Source organism: Mangrovibacterium sp. (assembly GCF_041596335.1).
Classification (GTDB): Bacteria; Bacteroidota; Bacteroidia; order Bacteroidales; family Prolixibacteraceae; genus Mangrovibacterium.
This window is the reverse complement of record NZ_JBFHIT010000054.1, coordinates 1-22,755: the sequence shown is the minus strand read 5'-3', so window position 1 is coordinate 22,755 and position 22,755 is coordinate 1. Positions and strand designations below refer to the sequence as shown.

Sequence of the window (22,755 nt, the reverse complement as noted above, 5' to 3'; positions counted from 1 at the left end):
TTTACTTAATTTGTTTAAGCACTATTTTGAAGCCAATAACTGGCTGGTTTGGAATTTCTTTAATTTTTTGGATCGTCAGTCCTTTTTCTGTCCGATGCCAGTTTATAACTTCATCGCTCCCGAGCAAGCTAATGTTTTCGATTTCCTGATCGAGAAGCCCTCCGGCAGCAAGAGTCTTAACCAGAATATCACTGGTTGGAGCTGCCAGCACAAAAGCATATAGATTACCATCCTTCGTGGTAAAACGAATGTCTTGTTGCGAGAAATTCTGGTGGTTTTCACCCTGACGGCCGTCTTTCATCTTTAGCGGCCCCTCGCCATAGATTTTCCACGGGCGGGAACCGTAAATCCCCTCACCACAGGTTTTTAAAAAGTCGCCAAAAGTTGTGAGGTAAGCCGCCTGATTCTCAGGAATCGTCCCGTCACCACGCAAAGCGATATTCATCATCACCACTCCGTTTTTACTGATTGCATCCACAGCGTTTCCTACCATCACCGGAATACTCATTCGGTTAACTGCCCCTTTTCGGTAAAACCAGCCTCCTGACAGATCGGTCGCCCACATCCACGGTTCGGGCTGAATCTTGTCGGAACTGCCCCGCTCCAGATTGTAGGTAAATGCCGACCTGTTAAGTTTTTCGTTCTTACATGAAAATACGACGGTTTGCTTTCCATTGTTTTGAGCCAGGTTGCGATTAATAAAGGATGAAAACAATTTAACGCCAAGGCTTTTGCCTGTCTTTTCATCGGGGTAAGGCGCATCGTTGTTAAACATGTCGGGATCGTATTTTTCAATCAGGTCCCAACACCGGGCGTACCAATGCTCGTTCCAACTATCCTGACCGGCAAAGCCTGTTGCATCGTAATCCATATTGAAAAACTGCCATTCAGGAGTACCCGGTTTCTGGTATTTTCGTGCACAGGTAAAAAAACGCGGTGACCAATACAGATGAGTTGAAACCCCAAATTTAAGCCCTTGCTTTTGGGCCGCTTTTTTCCATTCTCCGAGAATATCGCGTTTGGGTCCCATTTTTACTGAATTCCAAGGAAAAAAGGAATCGTACATGTCGAAGTTATCGTGATGCGTTGCAACAGGCATAATAAACCGGGCGCCACAATCTTTAACGAATTTAACCAGACTATCGGGTTCCCATTTTTCGGCTTTGAACAACGGAATAAGTTTCTCGTAACCAAATTCAGACGGATGACCATAAAATTCTGTATGCCATGCGCTAAGCTCTTCTGTCATCTTCCGATCACCCTCATTTGCAGCAACGTAATCTTCAGTACCATACATCCGGCGGCCATAGTGCGAACCATCGTTGGGTCGGTTTTCGTCAGCAGCCGAGGAAATCCCCCAATGCATCCAAACACCTATTTTACCGTCCTGAAACCATTCCGGAACTTCATAGTTTTCAGCCATCGACTCCCAGGTGGGTTGAATTTTTTGAGCTAAAGACTCATTTAGAAATAATCCTAGCCCAATGATTATTATGCCTATTCTTTTCCCAATTTCATTTTTCATTTTCGATCTTATTGAGTTAGTTGTAAATAGTCGTCCACAAATTCGGGAATGACTGGCATGTGTTTGATTCTTGTGCCAATGCCCAGTTTCAGTTAGAGTTTAAAAAGCTAAAATCCTGATTTTAGGCTTATTCCCAGCCATTTATTTTCAGGAAAAATCCGGCACTTGGGTCTTTATCGTGACAAGCAAGAAACAAGCATTCCGGTTTTCCGTCTTTCCATAAAATATGCGGACGTTCGCTTCGTGCGAGTTCATGGCCAAAATAAAAGGTGTTGGTTTGATACCCCACTTCAGGTCTTCCCCAGTTTATTCCATCTTTTGATTGATAGATCAATCCAGGTCGGTTTCCGCCCGGTTTAATCTCATCTTTTGGAATGGGGTTCCCTTCAAGCGCATTTTTCACGCCCATGCGGTCTTCAACAATCATGTAATACATGCCTTTGTAGTAAAAAGCGTACGGATCTTCAATGTCAATCTCCCTATCGGCGTAACTTATTAGAGGATTTGCCTTGTAATTCTCATACGGCCCTTCAATATTTTCGCTGATGGCCAGTGATATTTCCCGGAAAGGTTTAGGTTTATATTTATCAGTCATCGATTTGTAATAAATCCTGAATTTGCCATCGGCATCGACCAGGAAAGTTGGATTCGAGGCATGAGTTATATTGTCTTCTCCCATTTTTCCGGCTGCTCTGATGATTGGATTATGTGGACTTTCGACCCAGGGAGCATTCAAGGATTTTGTTGTGGCAATTCCAATTTGCTGAGGGTTTGATTTATTTGAATTGTCGCGCAACAAATACACAAGCACATAGGTGTCTCCAACTTTTGAAATTTGCGGATTGTGATAGCTTGCCGTTTTGCTCGAGAAAGTGGTATCTACAAATTGATAGGGGCCTTCAGGACTATTTGCCGTAAAATGGACAATTTTGCTGGCCGTTGTCCAACTGCCGCTGTCGGGAATAGACGACATAAATACGTGCAACGTTCCTTCCTCGTCGTAAATTGGAGCCATGCACCAGTTCCACCAGCCATCGTTTGCTTCAAGAATAAACTTGCCCGGAACAAGCGATTTGCAAAATGACGACTCTTTGATCGATGAATCCTGGCTGCAAAAAATAAACATCAGGAGGACACTGACAAATCCGGATAGTTTTAGAAATTGTCTCATTCGCTAAAGATTAGTTGTTTAAATTTTGTCGTTCCGATGAGAAGCAATTTGAAGGAGGATTCACGGGTAGGGTTGAAACCCAGGCCGCTAATTTGGCCTCCAACTCTTTCACCTTAGCAGGATTTTGTGCCGCGATGTTTTCCTGCTCCGCCCAATCGGTATTTATATTATAAAGTTCTAGTCGGCCGAACTCTTTATTAACCAACAGCTTCCATTCACCATCCTGAATTCCGAGACTTGGCCAGAAATCAGTTTTACTATTTGCAAAAAGCCACTGCCAATAAAGTATCGAGTTTCGGCTAAACGGTTCACCCTTAATTGCCGGAACGATACTCTCTCCATCAGGTTTGTAATCGTTGGGTAAAGTTCCTCCAGCCAATTCGATAAAAGTTGGCAGCATATCAACAGCTGCGATTGGTGTCGTTTTATTCACTTTTCCTGAAGGGACAACACCCGACCAGCGAACGATAAAAGGCACACGCACTCCTCCGGCAAAAAGCGAACGTTTACGCCCTTTTAAACCATTGGTTTCTCCAACCGAATAATAGGATCCCAAGCCAGGGCCTGTAGAGCCGTCGTTTAAGTTCGTTTTCGTTGCGGGTCCAGTTATTTCAGGGCCGTTATCAGAAGAGAAAATCACCAGAGTCTTCTCATCCAATCCCAACTCTTTTAACTTCGCAAATAACAACCCGATGTTATAATCTGCTTCAGCAACAACTGCCGCATAAACTTTTTGCTGTTCGTCTAACTCCGGAAATTGGGACAGAAACTTCTCTTTGGGATAATGAGGTGTGTGCGTTGCATGAATCCAAACATTCACAAAAAATGGCTTTTCTTTATTTTTTTCGATGAAATTGATTGTTCTTGTCATGGTCGAGTCAACGCTCATTTGCGGAAATCTGCCTGACACGTTAAACGCATCAAAATCGTCATAGCCATATTCCAGGGGCGAAGGAGAATCGGTCACATCCGTGTTTGACAGATGCCATTTTCCATAGTGAGCGGTAGTATAACCTGCTTCTTTCAACAAACGAGGCAACATCACTTCAGTCGGATCGAGCCAATCGGGCATCCCCCGTTTTATGTGCGATTGCACTGTCGCAAAATGTCCGTGAACCGAATGACGCGCGGGAAAATGTCCGGTCATGATCGCTGTTCTACTTGGAGAGCAAACCGGATTACAGACCGAGAAATTTTGAAAATCGATCCCTTCATCTGCCATTTTATCCAGATTGGGTGTCTTACAAAATGTACTACCATGGCAGCTCAAATCTTCATAACCCCAATCATCGGAGTAGATAAAAACAATGTTTGGCTTTCTGTTATCAGAACTTTTTGCTCCTCTTGTTGTGCTGCTGGCAGATACCACCAAGCCCAAACAAAGCGTAACAGGAACTATCATTTTTTTATTCATCATATTTATTTGTTATTGAATTTACGTTTCCGTCTCGTCGTCTTCGCTTTATCAATCCGTTTTCGATTGGTACATGATTAAACTTTTTCACCCCATCGTTCAAGAGCAATCTCGTTGTGCCCATCCCTTTGCTTCCGTTAGCTGCCAGCGCAACTGTTTTGTCAGTTCAGACAAAGCAGCCATGCATCATACCAACCGCCCTTTGCAACACACCCAATTAGGCTGCTGTCTGCTGATTTCAGAGTTGTTGGATTTATTACTCTTTTTCATTCTATCTGGATGACTCCAAACTAGTCGTCACTTGTCGATTTTCTGGTTTTAACTTTTGGAACACGACTTAAACAGCTTTGGTCGGGCTGTGTTGGAAGTGTGGCATACCATTCGAACGCGAGTTTGGTGAGTCTGCCAACGATTTCGGGATACTTCTCCGACAAATCGTTGTCCGCCTTTTCTGTACGGGCACGTTTCATGTTGTATAGCTCAACACGTTTCCCGTCGAAGGTTGTTACCATTTTCCAGTCCCCTTCGCGAACAGCCAGCCGAGGCCACCAATCCGGCTCCGAATCTTTTCCTGAATGAAGCCAATAGATTGTTCGTGTTCGGGCAATTGGCTCGCTATTAAATGCCCGGATCAAATTCTCGCCATCGCACTTTGCACTTGCAGGTACTGAGATTCCGGCCGCGGCACAAAAGGTTGGCAACAGATCAACTGCTGTGAAGACAGTAGTATCGTTCTTCATCCCTGCTTGTGCATGTCCGGGCCAACGCACGATAAAAGGGACACGAATACCCCCTTCGTAAAGACTACGTTTTCGGCCACGCAGTCCGGCGGTTTCTCCAACACTATAATAAGTTCCGTATTTACCAGGGACTCCCTTTTTATCCGTGTTTCCGGTACTTTCAGGCCCATTGTCACTTGCAAAAACCACGATGGTATTCTTTGAGATTCCGGCATCATCAAGTGCCTTTAGAACTTTGCCCACATTGTTGTCACCATCGCTGATAACCGCGGCATAAATTCGCTTTTGCTCATCGGGTTGGTTCTTCCAGAGTTCCAGTGATTCAGGCGAAGGATCGTGATTCGTGTGACTCTCATGAATCCAAACATTCAAATAGAACGGCTTATCCTTGTTTTCCTGAATAAATTCCACCGCCCGATCAGCAATTTCATGTGATCGGATTTTTTCGCCATTACCGTGATAAACAGCCGATTCGTCAAAACCATATTCGGAGATTTTTGGACTGTCTTCCCTATCGCCCATGTGCCATTTACCAAAATGAGCGGTTCGATATCCGCCAGCCTGAAGAAAGCGGGCAATAGAAGGAGCCTTCACATCGAGCCAATCGGGCTGCTCGGGCCCGGGCTTTGCAGCCCCAAAAACATTGTTTACACCATAACGCGAAGGATACCGTCCGGTTAATGCAGCGACTCTACTTGGAGAGCAAACAGGGTTTAGTACATTGAATTGCTGAAAATCTATTCCCTCATCGGCCAAACGATCCAAATTAGGTGTCTTGATCCAGCGATTACCGTGGCAGGATAAATCACCCCACCCCCAGTCGTCAGCATAAATAAACACGATATTGGGTTTTGCTAGTTTTATTGGTTTTTTTTGGGAAAAACCAATAAATGCTGGGGATAGTAAAAAAACCAATACGTAAAAGCTATAATATTTTCTATCCATTTTTTAATTTGCTTGGTATTACCTTTTTGAATATTTAATGGCTAAAGAATTCTTATGAACGAAAATGAGTATATACATGATTGCTCAGTCTAAAATTCAATTTTTACCAAATCGGGCAATTCAGTGCCCATTGAATCAGGCACAACTATTCGAAGATGTTTATTCCGATGTTCGAATTTGATTTTTTCACCAGTTCGCAGCAAGCTTACAGATTTTGGAAAAGTGACATCAGAAATGAAAATCACATTCTTCTCATTAGGCAGTGAATAATAAATATTTCCTCGCTTTGTAGTATAGTTGGTCGTTTTATCCAACATCGGAAGAGGTGCATCTAAGTCAACATCGTAAACCGCTTCGCGTGAGTGTTTCATCCAGGCAGCCATTTCATCACAAACGGTATAAAACCAGTCCATCATTTCGCCATTTCCACGAGGTGGAATATTTACCAATAAATTTCCGCCTAAAGAACGGCATCTGATTAGCTCTGTAAGCAAAGTGTTTGTACTCCAATGGTTGCTTTCGCATTCTGTGCCATAATGCCAATTCGGAGTAAAGCTGTTCTCTGATTTACGGCAGGCCTCCCACCACCAGCCAGCTTCGTTGACAAGCTTAAGGTTTTCGCTTGTTCCCTGGTGCTCTCCTTCAGGCGTGGCAATATTACCGCGTGCTACAAAAATATTGGGTTGCATTGGCCGAAGTTCTTCTTCCTCCATGGCAACACTTCCATCCCACCATATTACATCAATTGGTCCATAATTGCTTAAAAGCTCTCGCACCTGACCTTTTGATTCCTCCTCTTCCGCACGTTTCATTTCATCGGTAAGTGGTGGAATACATTCAACTTTTTCGTGTTTGTAATTGATGGTATATTTATCAGTTTTTGGAAACTCAAATTCTTTATTTTGATAGGCAAAATGCCAGTTCGGACCCGAATAATACAGACCAATTTTCATATCGTTTTTACGTGAAGCGACAACGAAATCCTTCACTAAATCCCGACTCCCCATATATTCCTCGGTATCCCATGTTCCGTTTTTGCTTGGCCACAAAGCATAGCCATCATGATGCCGGGCTGTTAATACAGAATAACCAAAACCGGCTCTCTTGGCAGCCTCCAGCCATTTGTCCGGATCGTATTTGTCGGGATTCCATGTTTCGGCAACCTTAAACATTTCGGAAGCAGGTTCCATGTATCTCCCCGCTTTTTCTTTTTGTTCTGACCACTGAATTGCCCATGCATCACCGGTTCTTGGATTAGCACTTGGCAAACCCCAGTGAATAAATAAGCCCAAACCAGACATTCGAAACCAGGCCCATTCAGGATGTGCTTTGGCATCGATAACTTTTTTAGCTGTTAGTTTCGTATGCAGGTTTTTTTTCGCCCAAATCCGAAGTTCTTCCGTTGAACGACCTACCCAGGGCTTATCAGTACTTTGTTGATGGTTTGCCTGGTCGACAACAAAAGGGTCTTCGGCCAAATTCCCTCCTGTATTTTTTATTTCCTGCGCATACAAAATTGTTGAGATTGTCAGGAGTAAAACAGAAAGTAAAAAACGGTTTGTAATTGTAATTTTTATCATCGCAATTCACAGCATCACATTAAAAGTTCATTGTTTTATGTTTTCAAATGAAAATCATTACTTCCAGTTCAATTTTGCCTCTTTGGTTTCAAGATTTACCCAAACCGAAAGGTGTTCAAATTCGCGGCTGAGTTCCCAACCATTTAGTTTTGCTTCAGTGAGAGGTTTGCCCAATGGCTTGTCAAATTCGGGGTACCAATCCAGACAACCATCTTCGATTTTGTATCCCCAGTTGTATATGATGTACGAATATTTTTGTGCCCCAACTAAAAAGCAGGCCAACGGGAACGTGATGTTTTTTCGGGCAATTTCCCGCTTTTCGGCCAATGGCATTTTCATGGCTTCTTTATCAATAAATGTAAAACCCGGCCAGGTTTTCATGACCACGATTTTTCCTTGTTTGCCTGCATCAATCATGGCCTGAATATCGGCCAACATACATTCTTTCGAGCCGCTGTTAAAATTTCCGAAATGCTCAATCATAACAGCATCAGTATGTTCCGGGAAATCGTAGCCAATTTTACTTTGAGGGGTTGAGCGAATGCCGTTGTATACAATCAACTTATCGCTGCCAATTTTCTCACGGGTTTCTTTGATGATTTCCTTCAATCCTTGCTGAATCGCATTGTATTTTTCGTCGCCCCAAAGCTTTTTATTACCAGACGCCACAACCTGTGGAAAAGCATCCATGAAAACACCGTCGGAGCTTCCGTCAACAACCGCTTTTTTTGCCACATCTGTCCACCAATTTCTGACTTCAAGGTTTGAGAGATCATATCTTCTAATGGTTTCATTCTTCAAATCCAATTCACCCTCTTTTGATTTCAGCCACCATTCCGGATGTTTTTCATATTCGTCATGCGCTTTGTACATGGGGTAATCCAGAAACGTGTTCCAATAGAAAATTACTTTTACATTGGGATTGATCTTTTTCAACTGTTGGGCTTCTTTCTCGATACCTTCTTCGGTAAATTTAATTTGACCCGAACCATGCCCTTTTTCAAGACAAACAAAACCTGAATGTTCAGCGACAAATTTTGCTTCTTCCTTGGTCATCAAGCCTGTACGTTTCCCGAAGTGAAAGGCAACAGGCACTTTGTCCCAACTAAAAGTCGGATAATAGTCTGTTTTTTTCTGTGCATCCACAGGATTGCTAAAAGCAACTAACAGAGCCAACACTAACGATGCTATTTTTTCAATATTTTTCATACTAAGCCTATTATTTCCAGGTTACTTTGCCTTTTCTCGCTTCAATATCCACCCAAACCGATGCGTGTTCAAATTCGCGCGTATAGCTGTATCCAACTTTAGTTGCTGATCCTTTGGGCTCGCCAAGGGGCTTATCAAATTCCGGAAATTGTTGAAGCCAGACTTTACTGTCACAGACTCCATTTTTTGTATTCACACTGTAGCCGTCGTGAATATTGAGGTAGCTGTATTTTTCAGCGCAAACCAGAAATATCGACATGTAATAATTCAATAAATCCTGCACGCCTTCAGTATCTTTCAGTTTTGAACGGGTGTCATCAATTTTATCGGTCGTATTGGCCGATTCTCCGAGTCCGAAATTCATAGTAATGATTTTACCACTTTGCGCAGCCCGCTGAACAGCGTCAATTCCTTTTGCCAAATACTCTGGATAACTGAGGTTAACCGGTGCTGTAAATCCTTCCAGATACGAACCATCAAAATAATTGATGTACTCTAGTCCTGATTCGGGCAGCCGGGCTCGAATAATATTGGCAAGCATAAGCTTCTCCGAATTTAGCGCCTCTCGCATGGACGCCATCATCGACAGATACCCTTCCTTAACTTGCTCTTTCTTGTCGGCCCCAATCTCTTTCAGCAGAAATCCGGGTTCCAGTACTTTGATGTTTCCATCCAGAAAAAGCCCATCGATGTATTTCGAATTACAAATTTTTGCCGCACTTTTTACCCACCAGTCGCGAAAGGCTTTGTTTGAAAGATCGTAAGCCTCTACCGTTCCCCGGATTAATTTTCCTTTTCCATTTTTTTGATCGACGAGGAATGGAGCCTGAATTTTCATCAGCTCTTTATCAAAAGTATTGCCTCCGTAGTGACAAATCACATTCCGATAATAAAGAATCTTAGCATTTGGATTGATCGTTTTGATCGCCTTCGCGGCCATTATTGATCCCTGATCAGTTGATCCGTAGGTGGCAGAACCGGTTGTTTTTTCCAACGTAATCAACGGAAAACCGGATAAAAATTTGATTTCTTCGTCTGTAAATGCAGCTGCTTTACGGATATGAATATATTGCGGGACTTTCTCCCATGAAAAATCAGGATAATTGATGCTTCGCTCCTGAGCAATAGCCGGTTTAGCAAAGGCAATAAATCCAACCAGGAAAAACAGTCCGACGAGCCTAAAATTTTTCATCGTTAAGGAGTATTGGTTTAGTTTATGGGGCTGATTCTGATTGATTCGAGGCTTGACGTTTTCGCATCACCATCGACCAATGAAACGGTAATGGTGTGCTTACCTCCTTTTTTGAACTCAAGGATTCCCATGGGATAACTCACATATTTTTCGGTTGCAGCCTGCTGGTTTTGAACCATGATACCTTCGTCGGTAACTGTTTTCCATACCAGTCGGCCTTCGCCGCTATATTTCAAATCGAGGTAATAATAACCAGGTTCAAAGACTTCTACAATCCATTCAACCTGCCCCCCTTTTTCCCAGTTGCTGATTTGCTTTACGTGTTTCCATTCCCCGAATTTCTCCATCCACTTTTTCTCCTTTTGTTCGGCATTCTTTACGGTGGCAAATGCAGCTAAAAGTGGAGCGTCGATGTTTGGATAGATGCCTTGATTTGTGCTTACATTTAGTGATTGGGCATCACCTTCCAACTTTACTTCAATGACTGAAATCAATGGATCGGCAGGCTGACACGGAACGTTGAAGACAGTCCAGCCATTCACCTGTTCCGACGTAATTTCAACCGGAGTTTCGCCTCCGATAATTTCTGCTGAAACAATTTTTTCTGAAAATCCGGGCAGATAAAGCTTGCCATCCTGTGGCCAATGGAAAACTGAAAGAAACATGGAGTTTCCTTTGGTAGTTACATCGCCCCAAGGAAGGGCATGACCAAATGGTGAACTCCCGGCAGAATATACAACCTGTGGATATTTCTGAAGCCAATTACCCGTTTCGCGTAAGAATTCAGCTCCAATTTCAGGAATAACCCCCAACCCATTTGGACCAACATTAAACAAATAAGTACCACCACGACCGACCGTAGAAATCAATCGGTTCAAAATTTCTTTCGGGCTCTTAAAATTGTTGTCGTACCAGGCATACGACCACGAGTCGTTGTTGGTGTCGCAAGTTTCCCATAGTCCTTCGATGTTGGCTGGCGGCACTTCCATGTCGCCTTTGCTGGCATAGTCGCCCATTCCATGCCCCACCCGACTGCATAACATGCTATTAGGCTGAAGTTCGCGAACCATTTTGGCCAGTTCAACGACCAGTTCTTTTTTCATGTCGCCGGGGGTATCGAACCACACAAAATCAATTGGTCCGTAGTTCGTACAGATTTCCTTAACCTGCGGTTTGCATTTTTTGTAGAAATAATCTTCGAAGGTGGCCGGTTTACCATCAGCATAATTTTTGGGGCCACCGTGTCCTCCGGGAGCTGTCCAGTCTTGATTGTGCGAATAATAAAAGCCAAACCCGAGCCCTAATTCATGGCAGGCAGCCGAAAGCTCTTTCATAGGATCGCGGGCAAACGGGGTGGCCGCTACAATATTGAACGGGTCAGCTTTCGAATCGAACATCGCAAAACCTTCGTGGTGCTTGCTGGTAATGATGATGTATTTCATTCCGGCATCTTTAGCCAATCGGGCGATTGCTTTGGCATCAAACTCGCTCGGATTAAAATCTTTTGCTATCGCTTTATATTCATCCACGGGAATGCCGGCTACTCTTGAATTCATGATCCACTCGCCGATCCCATAGTAAGTTTTATCGTTCCATTTACCACCCAAGTGGGAAAAAAGCCCCCAATGAATGAACATTCCGAAGTTACCCTCGTCAAATAATTTGCCACGCCCGGCTTTCAATGCATCTACCGACACGGTAGTTTCGCCCCACATTTCATCCATCGATTTCTCTTTCTTGTTTCCTTCCTGTGACCTTGCAACCAAAGAGCAGGATATTGCCAGAACAATCAGGAATATCGTTTTGAGTTTCAGTTTTTTCATGCTTCTTACCTCTTCATCATTAATTTATCGCATCTATTTTTTTTCAATACAAAGTCCTTCCAGAGAATCAAAATGTTCTTTGGAAAAGAAAAGCATCCCGGTGTACCCGGAATGCTTTTCTTTGAATTAGTCTTTTACACAGCGAACCGAGAATCCAAATGATTTACCTCTAAGGTTGTCTCTGTTAATTTTGCTTGTATTGTAAGATAATGCGCGAAAGTATGCGTTGCTTCCGTCGCTTTCGGTACTAGTCCACCAGTATCCGTGGTAAGTAGCAGGATAAAATGCACCATTGGTACTGTAACGATAGCCTCCGGGTAAGGCAGAAAATCCAAAATTAACTGTTCCATTCATATTCGACCAACCAGCACTGGATTTCAGTTTCAGGCCTTCATCAATTCCACGCCAGCCTTCACTATCGGCGTCTTCCTGGCTCATGCCAATATACATTTCCAGTTGTTTCCACTCCTCATCAGTAGGCAAATGCCAGCCTTCAGGAGCGGCCTTAATGGCTGCAGCATAGGTATAAAGTGCTCCGTAAGAACCAGTACTAAGATTGTTGTAGTAACTGAATGCAGGTGAGTCGTCGTTATCGGCCAAAGCTCCCCAAATACTATCGTTTTCAATCAATGGAATCTCGGTACCATCAGGGAAATGGGTCACTTTCAGGTTCTCAGCCATCCACACCTGATTTCCAATTGTAATTGTTTTATAGCTATTTCCATCGATATCCGTTACAGTGCCGGCTTCCCCTAAAAGGAGGGTGTCAACCTGAATGTAATTGGTTTTTATCAGACTGTCCGAACCAAAACTATTGACGACTTTTAACGAAACTGAATAATTTCCGACCATCGTATATCTTTTTGTTGGGTTTTGGGTTGTACTTGTGTCGGTATCACTTGTTCCAAAATTCCAATAAAAATCGGCCGGATTGTCGGTTGACAAGTCGGTAAACGAAATACTCTCGCCCTGGAAAATTTTAATTTTATTAGCCGAAAATTCAGCTGTTGGTGGATTTTCATTCGCCGACATTCCTTCATCCTCGTCGCACCCAGCAATACAACTGGCTAATAAAAGCATGATTGGCAGATATTTATATATTTTTTTCATATTCAATCAGTGTTTATTTTTATCAATTAAATTACTTGTTGCCTAGTCGGCATAACCGTCATTTTGAACCCAACCATAAGGTCTGTTGAGCTCCATTTCAGAATAAGGGATCGGCATCAGCCATTCGCGATCGGGCCAAAGAACCTTTCCGTAAGAAGCCTGACAATTGGTGTAGGTAGTCGAATATGGAGGATTATCGGTAGGCAACCATTGTATATCTATTTGGTCAGTTTCGGTTTTAAGTCTGTTGGTGCGGATCAAATCGAACCGTCGCTTACATTCGCCGGCAAATTCGCAACGTCTTTCGTGCCACACTGCCTCTCTGAACTCGTCCTGCGACAAGCCGGTTGTCAAATCTTCCAAGCCAGCTCTGTTTCTGATGTCATTAACAGCCTGATAAGCATCATCACCAGCTACTGCAGGAGCTACTTCGTTGGCTGCCTCGGCATATATAAGCAAGGCATCGGCATAACGGTATAGCAAAAAGTTATTGTTAGTATATTGGAACGAAGTACCATCAAGACCTTCGTAGTAATCGAAATCTACATATTTCCGAAAACCCGGTTGTGTCAGGTAAGTGGTTCCGGCAGCGTTGATGTATCTGGTTAGTATGCTCGCTTCACGACGTTCGTCACCGGCTTCGTATTCCCGCCACAAATCAGGAGATGGAATATATAGCCCTACACCTATAATTTTAGGGAACTTCATTTGATTGATTGTCAACGTAATTCCGTCGGCTGAAAATGGCTTCGCATTAGTATTGGCACCCCAAAAACTTGTACCAGTGGTACTACCTGCGCATTCGCGTGATAACCATGATCCAAGCCCTTCTGAACCGGTATAACCAAGTTCCATCATCGATTCGCTGGTAAACGGATGGTAAACGCTCCAAGCCACTCCACTGGCTGGAATGATATTCTGACCGTTTACCGCAGGTTCAGTGATTAACGAATTGGGGGAATTGTCAATCACATCCTTTGCCATATCTCTTGCCAATTCCCAGTATTTTGAATCGCCCTGCACAAATTCCCCTTGCGAGGTTCTTCTCCATCCGGCATAAGTTTGATACACATCAGCCAGAATAACTTTGGCAGTCCATTTGGTCACGCGCCCATCATGCAAAGCATCCTTGCAATTTTCGGCGGCAAACTGAAGGTCGGGTATAATTACTTGTTCATAAATATCATTCACACTCGAACGGGGAAGTAAAAAATCATCTTTTACTTTCACTTCATCAACAATCATTGGAACATCGCCATAAGTACGTACCAAATGGAAATAATTGAGCGCCCTCATAGCCCGTGCTTCTCCTATCATCTCGTTTTTTGCGACATCGTCCATATCAATTCCCGGCAGGTTCGCGATTACCGAATTGGCACGTCCGATCCCTTCCCAGAAACCACTATACTGCGCCCATGATTCGAACCACGCCTCGCTACCAGCTATGGTGTGATCATGCCAATTAGAAAAGGTGTTCCCATTCAATTTGCTTGAAGCATCATCTGTGCCAACATCAATAATCGGCCACCAACGTGCATAAATGTTTGATGATAACGACTGGTATATCGCGTCGGTTGCGGTGCGGGCGTCGCTCTCGTCGTTATAAAAGTTTGTAGTCGAGACAAAAGTTTGGGGTTCTTCGGTAAGAAATTCCTCACATGAATATGCAGACAGTAGTAGCAGCAATATTGGAATTAGATTTATTTTTTTCATGATATCGTATATTTTTTATTTTCACTAGGACCGGTCTATTATCAAAGACTAAAGTTTACGCCTACACGAAAAGTTCGTGAAACTGGGTAACCAGCGTTATCGTGCCCCATACTCTTTGTATTGTTACCTGTTAATGAAACATCTGGGTTATATCCGGTATAGTCAGTTATTGTCAGCAGGTTCGATCCGGAGACAAAAAGCTTAGCTCCTTTAATTTTTACTTTTCGAAGAAAGCTGTTTGGCAAATTATAGCTTAACGTTACGTTCTGAAGGCGCACAAATGAGGCATCCTCAATATAGCGGCTGCTAAACCTGAAAGTGGTACCATTTTGTAAACGGGGGTATTCGGTGCTGGGATTGTCAGCAGTCCAGGCCTGACGAACAACTGCCAGTTGTTGGCCTGATCCAAAATTCATCAGATTGTAATTGGTTACATTACATACATCCTGCCCCAATTGTCCGTCGATATTAAAGTTAAGTTCAAAATTTCCGTACGAGAAGGTATTACTCAAACCAAAAACCAGGTCGGGTTGCGCGTACCCGATTATTTTCCGGTCTGAATCAGTGATTGTACCATCCTCGTCACTGTCAACAAATAGTTGTTCTCCCGGGCGAACAGCAACTGTCCCTAATCCATTTTCATCTGACAAAGGTGTATATATCGTCAGCGGATTATTACTTTTATAGAGGTCGGCCTGCTCCTGCGGTGACAAACCTTCAAATTCGGCAAAATCACTAAACTGCGAGATACCAGCCAGTTCGTAGCCATAAAAAGCGCCTACTTCTTCGCCAATAATCAGTCGTTGTGATCCTCCGGGAACAATACCACCATCATATCCGGCAAAGACATAATCGGACGCCATATCCTTAATCTTTGTTTTACCGGTTGAAACAGTTCCACTAATGATCCAGCTCATTTTGGGTTTTGAAATGATTTGAGCAGAAAGCCCCAGTTCCAATCCGGTCGACTCCATTTGTCCGTAATTCTCGGTATAGGTTCTAAACCCCGATTGAGAAGGAATCCGGTTACCAACAGCAAGCAAATCATTTGTGAGCTTGTGGTAATAATCGATGGTCAGGGTATATCGGTTATCAATAAATCCAAGGTCTAATCCACCATTTGTTTGTATCGATGTTTCCCATCGCAAATCCGCGTTAGGCAATTGGCTTGGAGCGAAAGTGGTAGAAAGTACTTCACCACCACCACCATCGCCCATGGTTGTCTGTGCGCTTGATAATTGGTCCAGCGATTGATATGGCTTTACTGCCTGACTACCTGACTGACCGTAACTAAATCTGAGTTTAACATTTGAAATTTGCTTTATATTCTTCATGAAAGGTTCCTCGGTAAGTCGGTATCCAATAGCCGCAGCAGGGAAATACCCCCATTTGTTGTTCGCCGCGAATTTTGATGAGCCATCGGCACGGGCGGTAAGGGTAAGAAGCAATTTATTTTTGTACGAATAATTTGCCCGGACAAAAAATGAAGCCAGAGTATTGTCTGAGAAAGTTAGGTCATCAGGATCCCAAACCAAAGCAGTTCCCAGGTTGTAATACGTAAGAAGGTCATTGGCAAAATTGTAGTTTGATGTACTTATTGCTGTATTGTCTGACTTTTCAATTGACTGCCCCAATACGGCAGTTATTCTATGATCTTTAAATTTAACATTGTAATTCAGCGTATTTGTATTGCTAAATAATCGGATCCGGGTGTCGTTTGTTTTTGCCCAACCATGTTTTGAAAGTGCTCCGGTGAACACGTTATACTGATAAAACCGTTGGCTCGAATTACGGATCTGGTAGGAAAAATCAGTTTTAAAAGTCAATCCTTTGGCCAATTTTAGGTTAATAAACATATTCCCTAAAAACTGTGATATAAAATTATCAAAGTCGTTTCCATACAAGGCTGTGAAGGGGCTATAACTCGAAAATCCAGCGTCTGTATCGTCCGCGTTTAATCCGGTGAGTGGCGATGCCAAGAGCATCCGGTTAATTACACTGTTCAGTCCCTGGTTGGTGTTGTACCCGGTTGTTGTAATCGCTTGCGTTGAATTAATCGCTGCATAATACAAGCGGGTACCAAAGTCGAAATACTTATTAATTTTCGCGTCCAGGTTTACCCGGGTTGAAACTCTGTTAAAGTCAGATTTTGGGATAACCCCACTGGCATCAAAAAAATTGGAGGTGACCATGTATTTTACATCTTGGTTTCCACCACTCAAGCTCAGATTATAATTTTGCGTTTTCCCTTGCTGGTAAATCGCCTCCTGCCAGTTAGTTCCCGACAACAAGCCGGCCCTGGCTGAATCCAGTTTTGCTTCCGTATATCCCGACCCTAGCGAGCCTGCATTATATAGGCCTTCATACCGAGTCAGAACATATTGATTTGCATCCTGCAATTCAATGAATTCGGGAACTGCAGCAATCCCATATTCCGCGTTAACTTCAATTTTACCTGTACCCGATTTTCCGGACTTTGTCGTAATTAAGACAACGCCATTTGCACCACGCGATCCATAAATTGCCGTTGCAGAGGCATCCTTCAAAATTTCCATCGCTTCAATATCGTTGGGGTTGATTGATGATAGTGGGCTCAATTGACCTCCGGACTCGCCACCACCGATAGAAGACAAAGATGTATTATCCATAGGAACACCATCGATCACATATAAAGGGTCGCTTCCCTGCATGGAACTGATCCCACGGATTTTGATAAACGAACCGGCACCAGGAACACCCGAACTTTGAGTTACCGTTACCCCTGCCGCTTTCCCCGCCAATGCCTGATCGAGTGAAATCGTCCCGGACCGGGATAATTCATCTGTTTTGATTGAAGCAACAGAACCGGTGATATCGCTTTTCTTCATGGTTCCGTATCCAACTGCAACAACTTCATCAAGTTCTACATTGTCGATACTTAAAACACAATTTACAACAACTTTCCCAGCGATGGGAACTTCTTGTGTTTGCATACCAATAAAGGAAAACACCAGTGTTTTTGCAGTAGCCGGAACCTGAAAACTGTAATTACCGTTCGCATCGGTAAGTGTACCTTGGGTCGTACCTTTTAATACTACAGTCACTCCCGGCAGGGCTTCGCCCGTAGAGTCGGTTACCTTGCCGCTTATGTTTTGCCTTTGTGCATAAACAGAAACGGTCATAACCATCATTAAAATAGTTAAGATTTTTTTCATAAGTGCGGTTAATTAGTTTGTAAGAGTTTGAAATTTGATGCAGGCCATCTGCGCCTTATTCAATCTTCCAAAGTCAAATATCAAATATTGTAGCGGAAAGAGCATTCTCTATTCAATTTAAATCATTCTGAAATCGATCACACGATTTCAGAATGATTTAAACACTGAATAACAAATACTTACAAAACTGAATTGCTGTGATCAATCTTTCAGTTTCTTTATAAATTCGGAAGGAGATACACCATGCAATTTTTTAAATGAAGTAGAAAAATAGGAAGGAGATTCGATTCCTATTTCAAACATTACCTCAATTGCATTCAGCTCGTTATTGGCCCGGAGAATTTCTGCAGCTTTTTGCAATCGGAAATTTCGAAGGTACACATTGGGCACCTGTCCTGTCAGTTGTTTCAAGCGCCGAAAAAAGTGAGAGGTGCTCATCCCTACTTCTTTAGCCAGTTCTTCAACCCCAAAACTTGAATCCGACATATTTTTTTCGATTGACCGGCTGATTTTTTCGAGAAACTGCCGATCCTTCTCCGGCATCGAGAGATCTTTGGGAATTACACTACTGCTGGAAAAGTAATCGATCACCCGTTGTTTACTTTCGATTAGTTTTTTAACCCGTAGTTCCAGATGTCGGATTGAAAACGGTTTTGTAATGTAATCATCTGCTCCCGATTCAAGGCCTTCCATTTTCTTCGCAGTCTCGTCAAGAGCCGTTAGCAATATCACCGGGATATAACAGGTATTCGGATTTGATTTAATGTTCTCACATACCTGAAAACCATCCATTTTGGGCATCATCACATCGCAAATAACAAGCTGCACATGGTTCTTCTCTAATTTTTTCAATCCATCTTTACCGTTCTCTGCCAATACTACATTGTATTTGTTTTGGAAAGCCTCACGCAAAAACATCCTGACATCTACCTCGTCATCAATGATTAATAATACTGGCCGGTCAGGCTCTGCTTCCAGTTCCATCACTTCTTCAAGCTCTGCCGGAAGCAAATCGGTTACAAACGAACGGCGGTTGCTCACCTCTTTGGTTAACACCACATCGGGCTGCGTAAATGGCAGACAAACAATAAAACTTGTTCTTTCATTCTGGACACTTTCAACAGTTATAGTTCCTTTCATTAAATCGACAAGTGATTTGCATAATGCAAGCCCGATGCCTGTTCCATCCCAATTTTCCTGTTCATCCACTGCCCGGTAAAACCGGTCGAATATCCGCGCAATTTTTTCAGGTTGAATGCCTATGCCATTGTCTGAAACATTGATATACAGCATCTCGGAACCTTCAACAGTTTCAAATCCGGCTTCAATGCTAACATTTCCGTCCAAGCCTGTGAACTTCACAGCATTCGAAAACAAGTTCAAAAGAATACGTTCGGTTTTGTCAATATCGAGAACAACAACTCTGTCGGCGTTATACACCTTGTAAAAAAAGTTGACGTTTGTCCGCTTCGCATTTTCCTCAAAGGCCTCCAGCAAAGGATATATAAAATTGCCCAGCGTTATTTTACTGTAATTTAGTTCCAGATAACCTGTTTCAGCCTTTCTGTAGGAGATTAGTTGCTCTATTAGTCGTTGTAAACGTGTAATATTATTCTGAATGATGGCAAAATAACGTTGATTCTCCGGTCGCTTATTTTGCTCGGCAATCTTCTCAAGCGGACCAATAATTAACGAAAGTGGTGTTTTAAATTCGTGCGAAATATTCGTGAAGAAACGCAATTTGGCCTGATCCATATCATGAACCCGTTCTTTGTCTATCTGCTCAAATTTCAATTTTTGCTTGAGTTTCTCGAGCCGAACCAGATAACCAAATATTTCATAGATGATAAACAGAATCAGAAACAACCAAACTAAAATACTCCACCATCGCAAGTACCAGGGGGCTAATACCCGAATGATTAACTCTTCGGTTTCTTCAGTCCAGATCCCATCTCCATTAGCTCCCTTGTATAAAAACCGGTAGGTTCCCGAGCTTAGATTGGTATAAGTGGCCGTTGTTTTTCCTTCCATCACCTCAATCCAATCTTTATTTACACCTGCAAGCATATATGACAAGCGGTTCTTTTTGGGCGCTGAAGTATGCTTAACTAAAATATCAAATGAAACATTTCGGTTCACATAGCTCAGTTTCAGTTTTTTAAGGTGCGAAATTGAATTCTCGAGCACAACCTGGCCGTTCACTTTTTGCCCGGTAAGTACCGGTTGATTGTTGATTCTAAGTTTTGAGATTAAAACCCGAGGCGGGATCGTGTTTGTTACTAATTCTTTAGGATTGAAAACCGTGAGGCCATTCAACCCTCCCATCATCATTATTCCTGAATTTGTTTTCAGGTAGGCTGATTGCCGAAAGTTATAATTGGCAATTCCATCATTCACATTAAACACATCAAATCGTTCAGACACAGGATCGAACTTGCAGATTCCCATGTCAGTACTGAGCCAGAAGATACCATCATTGTCCTCAAGTATTCCATAAATCGCTTCATCGGGCAAACCATCTTTTTTATGGAAAGATCTGATTTTTTCAGGCTGTCCTGAAGGACTCAACTGAATATCCATCAATCCACCACCAAATGTTCCTACCCAAATATCTTTATTCGTATCATCATGAATACAAAAAATATCATTGTGGCTAAGCTGAAGGTTTTCTGAATCCGTGTTGGTTGTTAAATGCTTCTTAACAACTAATTTTTCATTTTCAAGAGTAACCCAAAAAATTCCATTACGTGTTGCAAACCAATACTGACCAAAGCCATCGAGTACAAAATCAAGCACCAAACTATTAGCCATTTCAACCAACTGCCTATCTGTCTGAACGGGCTTTCCCGATAATATTGATTCCCAGGGATCTCTCAGCAAACAAACATTCGTTCCTCCAATAAGAATGTGATGGGGTCCGGTTTGCGAAATAACCCGGTTCAGTCTTATTGCCATTGCATTTTCACCGCATGCAATTTGAATCGGAAATAATTTTTCATTAACATCATCGTATAAGTACACTCCCTCGAAGGTTCCGATCCAAAAGTATCCCTTTGAGTCCTGAAACAGGCTCAAAACATTCTCATCTTTTAACTGTCCAAGCTTTTCCTCAAGGCGTTCGAAACGAATATTACTTCCATCCTCAAGATTCACTTTGTCGTGGGTTCTACAAAGTGTATTCTCATAAGTAGAAACCCATATTCTCCCCTTCCTATCCTCCATTATATCATTAATCAGGTTCCCTGATAAAGTATGGTCGTCGTAAGGGTTATGGACATAATTGTAAAACGATTTTTGATTTTTATCGAGCTTATTTATTCCACCTTGTGCGGTACCAATCCAAAGCACCCCAAATTCATCTTCATACAAACAGTTGATTCTGCTGCTGCTTAGTCCAATCTCATTTTTTGGATCATACTGATAAGAAATAAACTCATCGTTTTGACTATCATATTGTAAAATTCCATTTCGAGTTGTGCCAATCCATAATTTTTTCTGTGTATCGACGAACAAAGTCAGAATATTACACTCCATTTTCAGCTTGTCAACAGACGAATTAAAATATTTCCGAAGCGTAATTAGTCGGCTACTCTCCTGAAACATTTGAAAAAGACCTTTATTTGTAGCAAGCCAAACTGAGTTTTCAATTTTTACTATTTTTTGAATCCTAAGTCCGGTTAGATCGTCGTGATAAGCGGATACTTCAGCTGAAAAACCATCTTTATTTTTAAGCACAACTTTGTAAACCTTCGAAACAGTAGCTACCAATAAAGTCGAATCAGACAAAAAATCAATATCGACAATACTTCTCCCAGCCAATGCTTTATCTAATTCAATTTCGCCAACGGTTTTAACTGTATCCTGTACATTGCTTCCTGATTTCAAAATATGCAGTGTCGTCCCTGAAGCAATCCAGACTCTTTTTTGAGCGTCTTCTTTAATCAGCGATATGTTTGTGCTTGAATTTCTAATGGAGAAAAACTGTTCTTTATCAGCGTAGTACAAACATATTCCGTGCTTTGTTCCAATCCATAATGTGCCTTCAGAATCATTCAATAAACTACTGACAAAGTTATCTGGAATCGTCCCTGAATTTTCGGGATCATTATAATGATATTCAAATGAATAGCCATCATATCTGATCAATCCATTTGGTGTTGCAACCCACAGATAGCCATACCTGTCAGATGCCATTGCATTTACTGTATTCTGATAAAATCCCTGAGCATTCACAAACTTCTCAATTCGCTGATTGCTTTTTTTAATATCGTACGCGTTTGAAAGACTTGATCCAATAGTTATCCAGAGTAAAAGAAACAGGCAGAAATGCTTCATTATTCGAATGTATTTACGTCAACAGAAACTTAACAAGTGAATAAAGATATTCAATCTCATCAAAAAAGATTATAAACAGGCACTATTTGAAGCAACAGTTTTCCGTTAAATCTGAAAACGAGAAAAAATTGAATTACAGGGTCGTGAAAAGGAGTCATTTAGGATCACGCACAAAAGTTGGGTCTAAATTTAATTGAATGCATCTTTATGGCACTATGATGAATGAGATTATATCCTCCCGGATGAAATTGATGTTGCCGTAAGGCATTCTGGATTATTTCGATATTGTAGACATCGCACAAGGAACCCGCGATTAATCTGTCTACGATAAAACCTTAACGCTCCATATGGAAGGAAAAACATCATTCCTGTGGAATACAAACACAATCGCTACCGGGCCAGCGGCTTCATGGAGCCAAGCCTAATAGAAGACTGTCCGATTCGCTGCATGCTGGTAACACTGAGCGTAAAACAACGACGGTTGGATGTTGAGATTGACGGTCAGATCCGCAAGCTAAACCGAGATTGGACCTAGTTGAACGGGCTATATCGATAATACAAAATTTGGTCACGTCCACATGATTGTGTCCGTCTAGAAAGATGCGGGAAGTTTTTTGCACAAAAAAAAAGCCCGATGCTCTGGAGAACAACGGGCTTGAAAAAAGGGCGACGACCTACTCTCCCACATAAATGCAGTACCATCGGCGCTGGCGGGCTTAACTTCTCTGTTCGGAATGGGAAGAGGTGGAACCCCGCCGCTATAATCACCTTAATTCTTGGCTTGTCTAGCTTACCTTGCGGTAA

13 protein-coding genes and 1 rRNA gene are annotated in these 22,755 nt (G+C 42.4%); 1 reads left to right on the top strand and 13 read right to left on the bottom strand.

Features of this window, described 5'->3' with window-relative positions:
• Window position 1: 1 nt before the first annotated feature.
• The 12 genes from ABZD21_RS15885 to ABZD21_RS15830 form a co-directional block, all read right to left on the bottom strand.
• Window positions 2–1,525 (bottom strand): alpha-L-fucosidase, encoded by a 1,524-nt coding sequence (locus ABZD21_RS15885; RefSeq protein ID WP_372776071.1) that lies wholly within the window; start codon window positions 1,523–1,525, stop codon window positions 2–4.
• 127 nt (window positions 1,526–1,652) lie between these two features.
• Window positions 1,653–2,696, bottom strand: coding sequence for a glycoside hydrolase family protein (locus ABZD21_RS15880; protein ID WP_372776070.1), 1,044 nt, complete (start codon window positions 2,694–2,696; stop codon window positions 1,653–1,655).
• 10 nt (window positions 2,697–2,706) lie between these two features.
• Window positions 2,707–4,113, bottom strand: a complete 1,407-nt coding sequence (locus tag ABZD21_RS15875) for a sulfatase (RefSeq protein ID WP_372776069.1) — start codon at window positions 4,111–4,113, stop codon at window positions 2,707–2,709.
• A gap of 287 nt (window positions 4,114–4,400) precedes the next feature.
• Entirely contained in the window at window positions 4,401–5,795 is a 1,395-nt protein-coding gene (locus ABZD21_RS15870; protein ID WP_372776068.1) for a sulfatase-like hydrolase/transferase, read from the bottom strand.
• 89 nt (window positions 5,796–5,884) lie between these two features.
• Entirely contained in the window at window positions 5,885–7,375 is a 1,491-nt protein-coding gene (locus ABZD21_RS15865) for an alpha-L-fucosidase (protein WP_372776067.1), read from the bottom strand.
• 57 nt (window positions 7,376–7,432) lie between these two features.
• On the bottom strand, window positions 7,433–8,584 hold the full coding sequence (locus ABZD21_RS15860; protein WP_372776066.1) for a putative glycoside hydrolase: 1,152 nt from the start codon (window positions 8,582–8,584) through the stop codon (window positions 7,433–7,435).
• A 10-nt stretch (window positions 8,585–8,594) separates the two neighbouring features.
• Window positions 8,595–9,776, bottom strand: coding sequence for a putative glycoside hydrolase (locus ABZD21_RS15855; protein WP_372776065.1), 1,182 nt, complete (start codon window positions 9,774–9,776; stop codon window positions 8,595–8,597).
• A 17-nt stretch (window positions 9,777–9,793) separates the two neighbouring features.
• On the bottom strand, window positions 9,794–11,599 hold the full coding sequence (locus ABZD21_RS15850) for an alpha-L-fucosidase (RefSeq protein WP_372776064.1): 1,806 nt from the start codon (window positions 11,597–11,599) through the stop codon (window positions 9,794–9,796).
• Window positions 11,600–11,725: 126 nt separating this feature from the next.
• Window positions 11,726–12,709: an FISUMP domain-containing protein gene (locus ABZD21_RS15845; RefSeq protein WP_372776062.1), complete on the bottom strand. Its 984-nt coding sequence runs from the start codon at window positions 12,707–12,709 to the stop codon at window positions 11,726–11,728.
• A 42-nt stretch (window positions 12,710–12,751) separates the two neighbouring features.
• A complete protein-coding gene (locus ABZD21_RS15840; protein ID WP_372776061.1) occupies window positions 12,752–14,422 on the bottom strand; it encodes a RagB/SusD family nutrient uptake outer membrane protein in 1,671 nt (556 codons plus the stop codon).
• Between the two features lie 41 nt (window positions 14,423–14,463).
• Window positions 14,464–17,616 carry a SusC/RagA family TonB-linked outer membrane protein gene (locus ABZD21_RS15835; RefSeq protein ID WP_372776060.1) on the bottom strand — a complete coding sequence of 1,051 codons (3,153 nt, stop codon included), beginning with the start codon at window positions 17,614–17,616 and terminating at the stop codon, window positions 14,464–14,466.
• Window positions 17,617–17,817: 201 nt separating this feature from the next.
• Entirely contained in the window at window positions 17,818–21,951 is a 4,134-nt protein-coding gene (locus ABZD21_RS15830) for a two-component regulator propeller domain-containing protein (protein ID WP_372776059.1), read from the bottom strand.
• Window positions 21,952–22,321: 370 nt separating this feature from the next.
• On the opposite strand from ABZD21_RS15830, the gene ABZD21_RS15825 reads away from it, so the two are divergent.
• Window positions 22,322–22,486 carry a hypothetical protein gene (locus tag ABZD21_RS15825; RefSeq protein WP_372776058.1) on the top strand — a complete coding sequence of 55 codons (165 nt, stop codon included), beginning with the start codon at window positions 22,322–22,324 and terminating at the stop codon, window positions 22,484–22,486.
• A gap of 126 nt (window positions 22,487–22,612) precedes the next feature.
• On the opposite strand, the gene rrf is transcribed toward ABZD21_RS15825, so the two are convergent.
• Window positions 22,613–22,723: ribosomal RNA gene (rrf, locus tag ABZD21_RS15820) — 5S ribosomal RNA — on the bottom strand.
• Window positions 22,724–22,755: the final 32 nt, after the last annotated feature.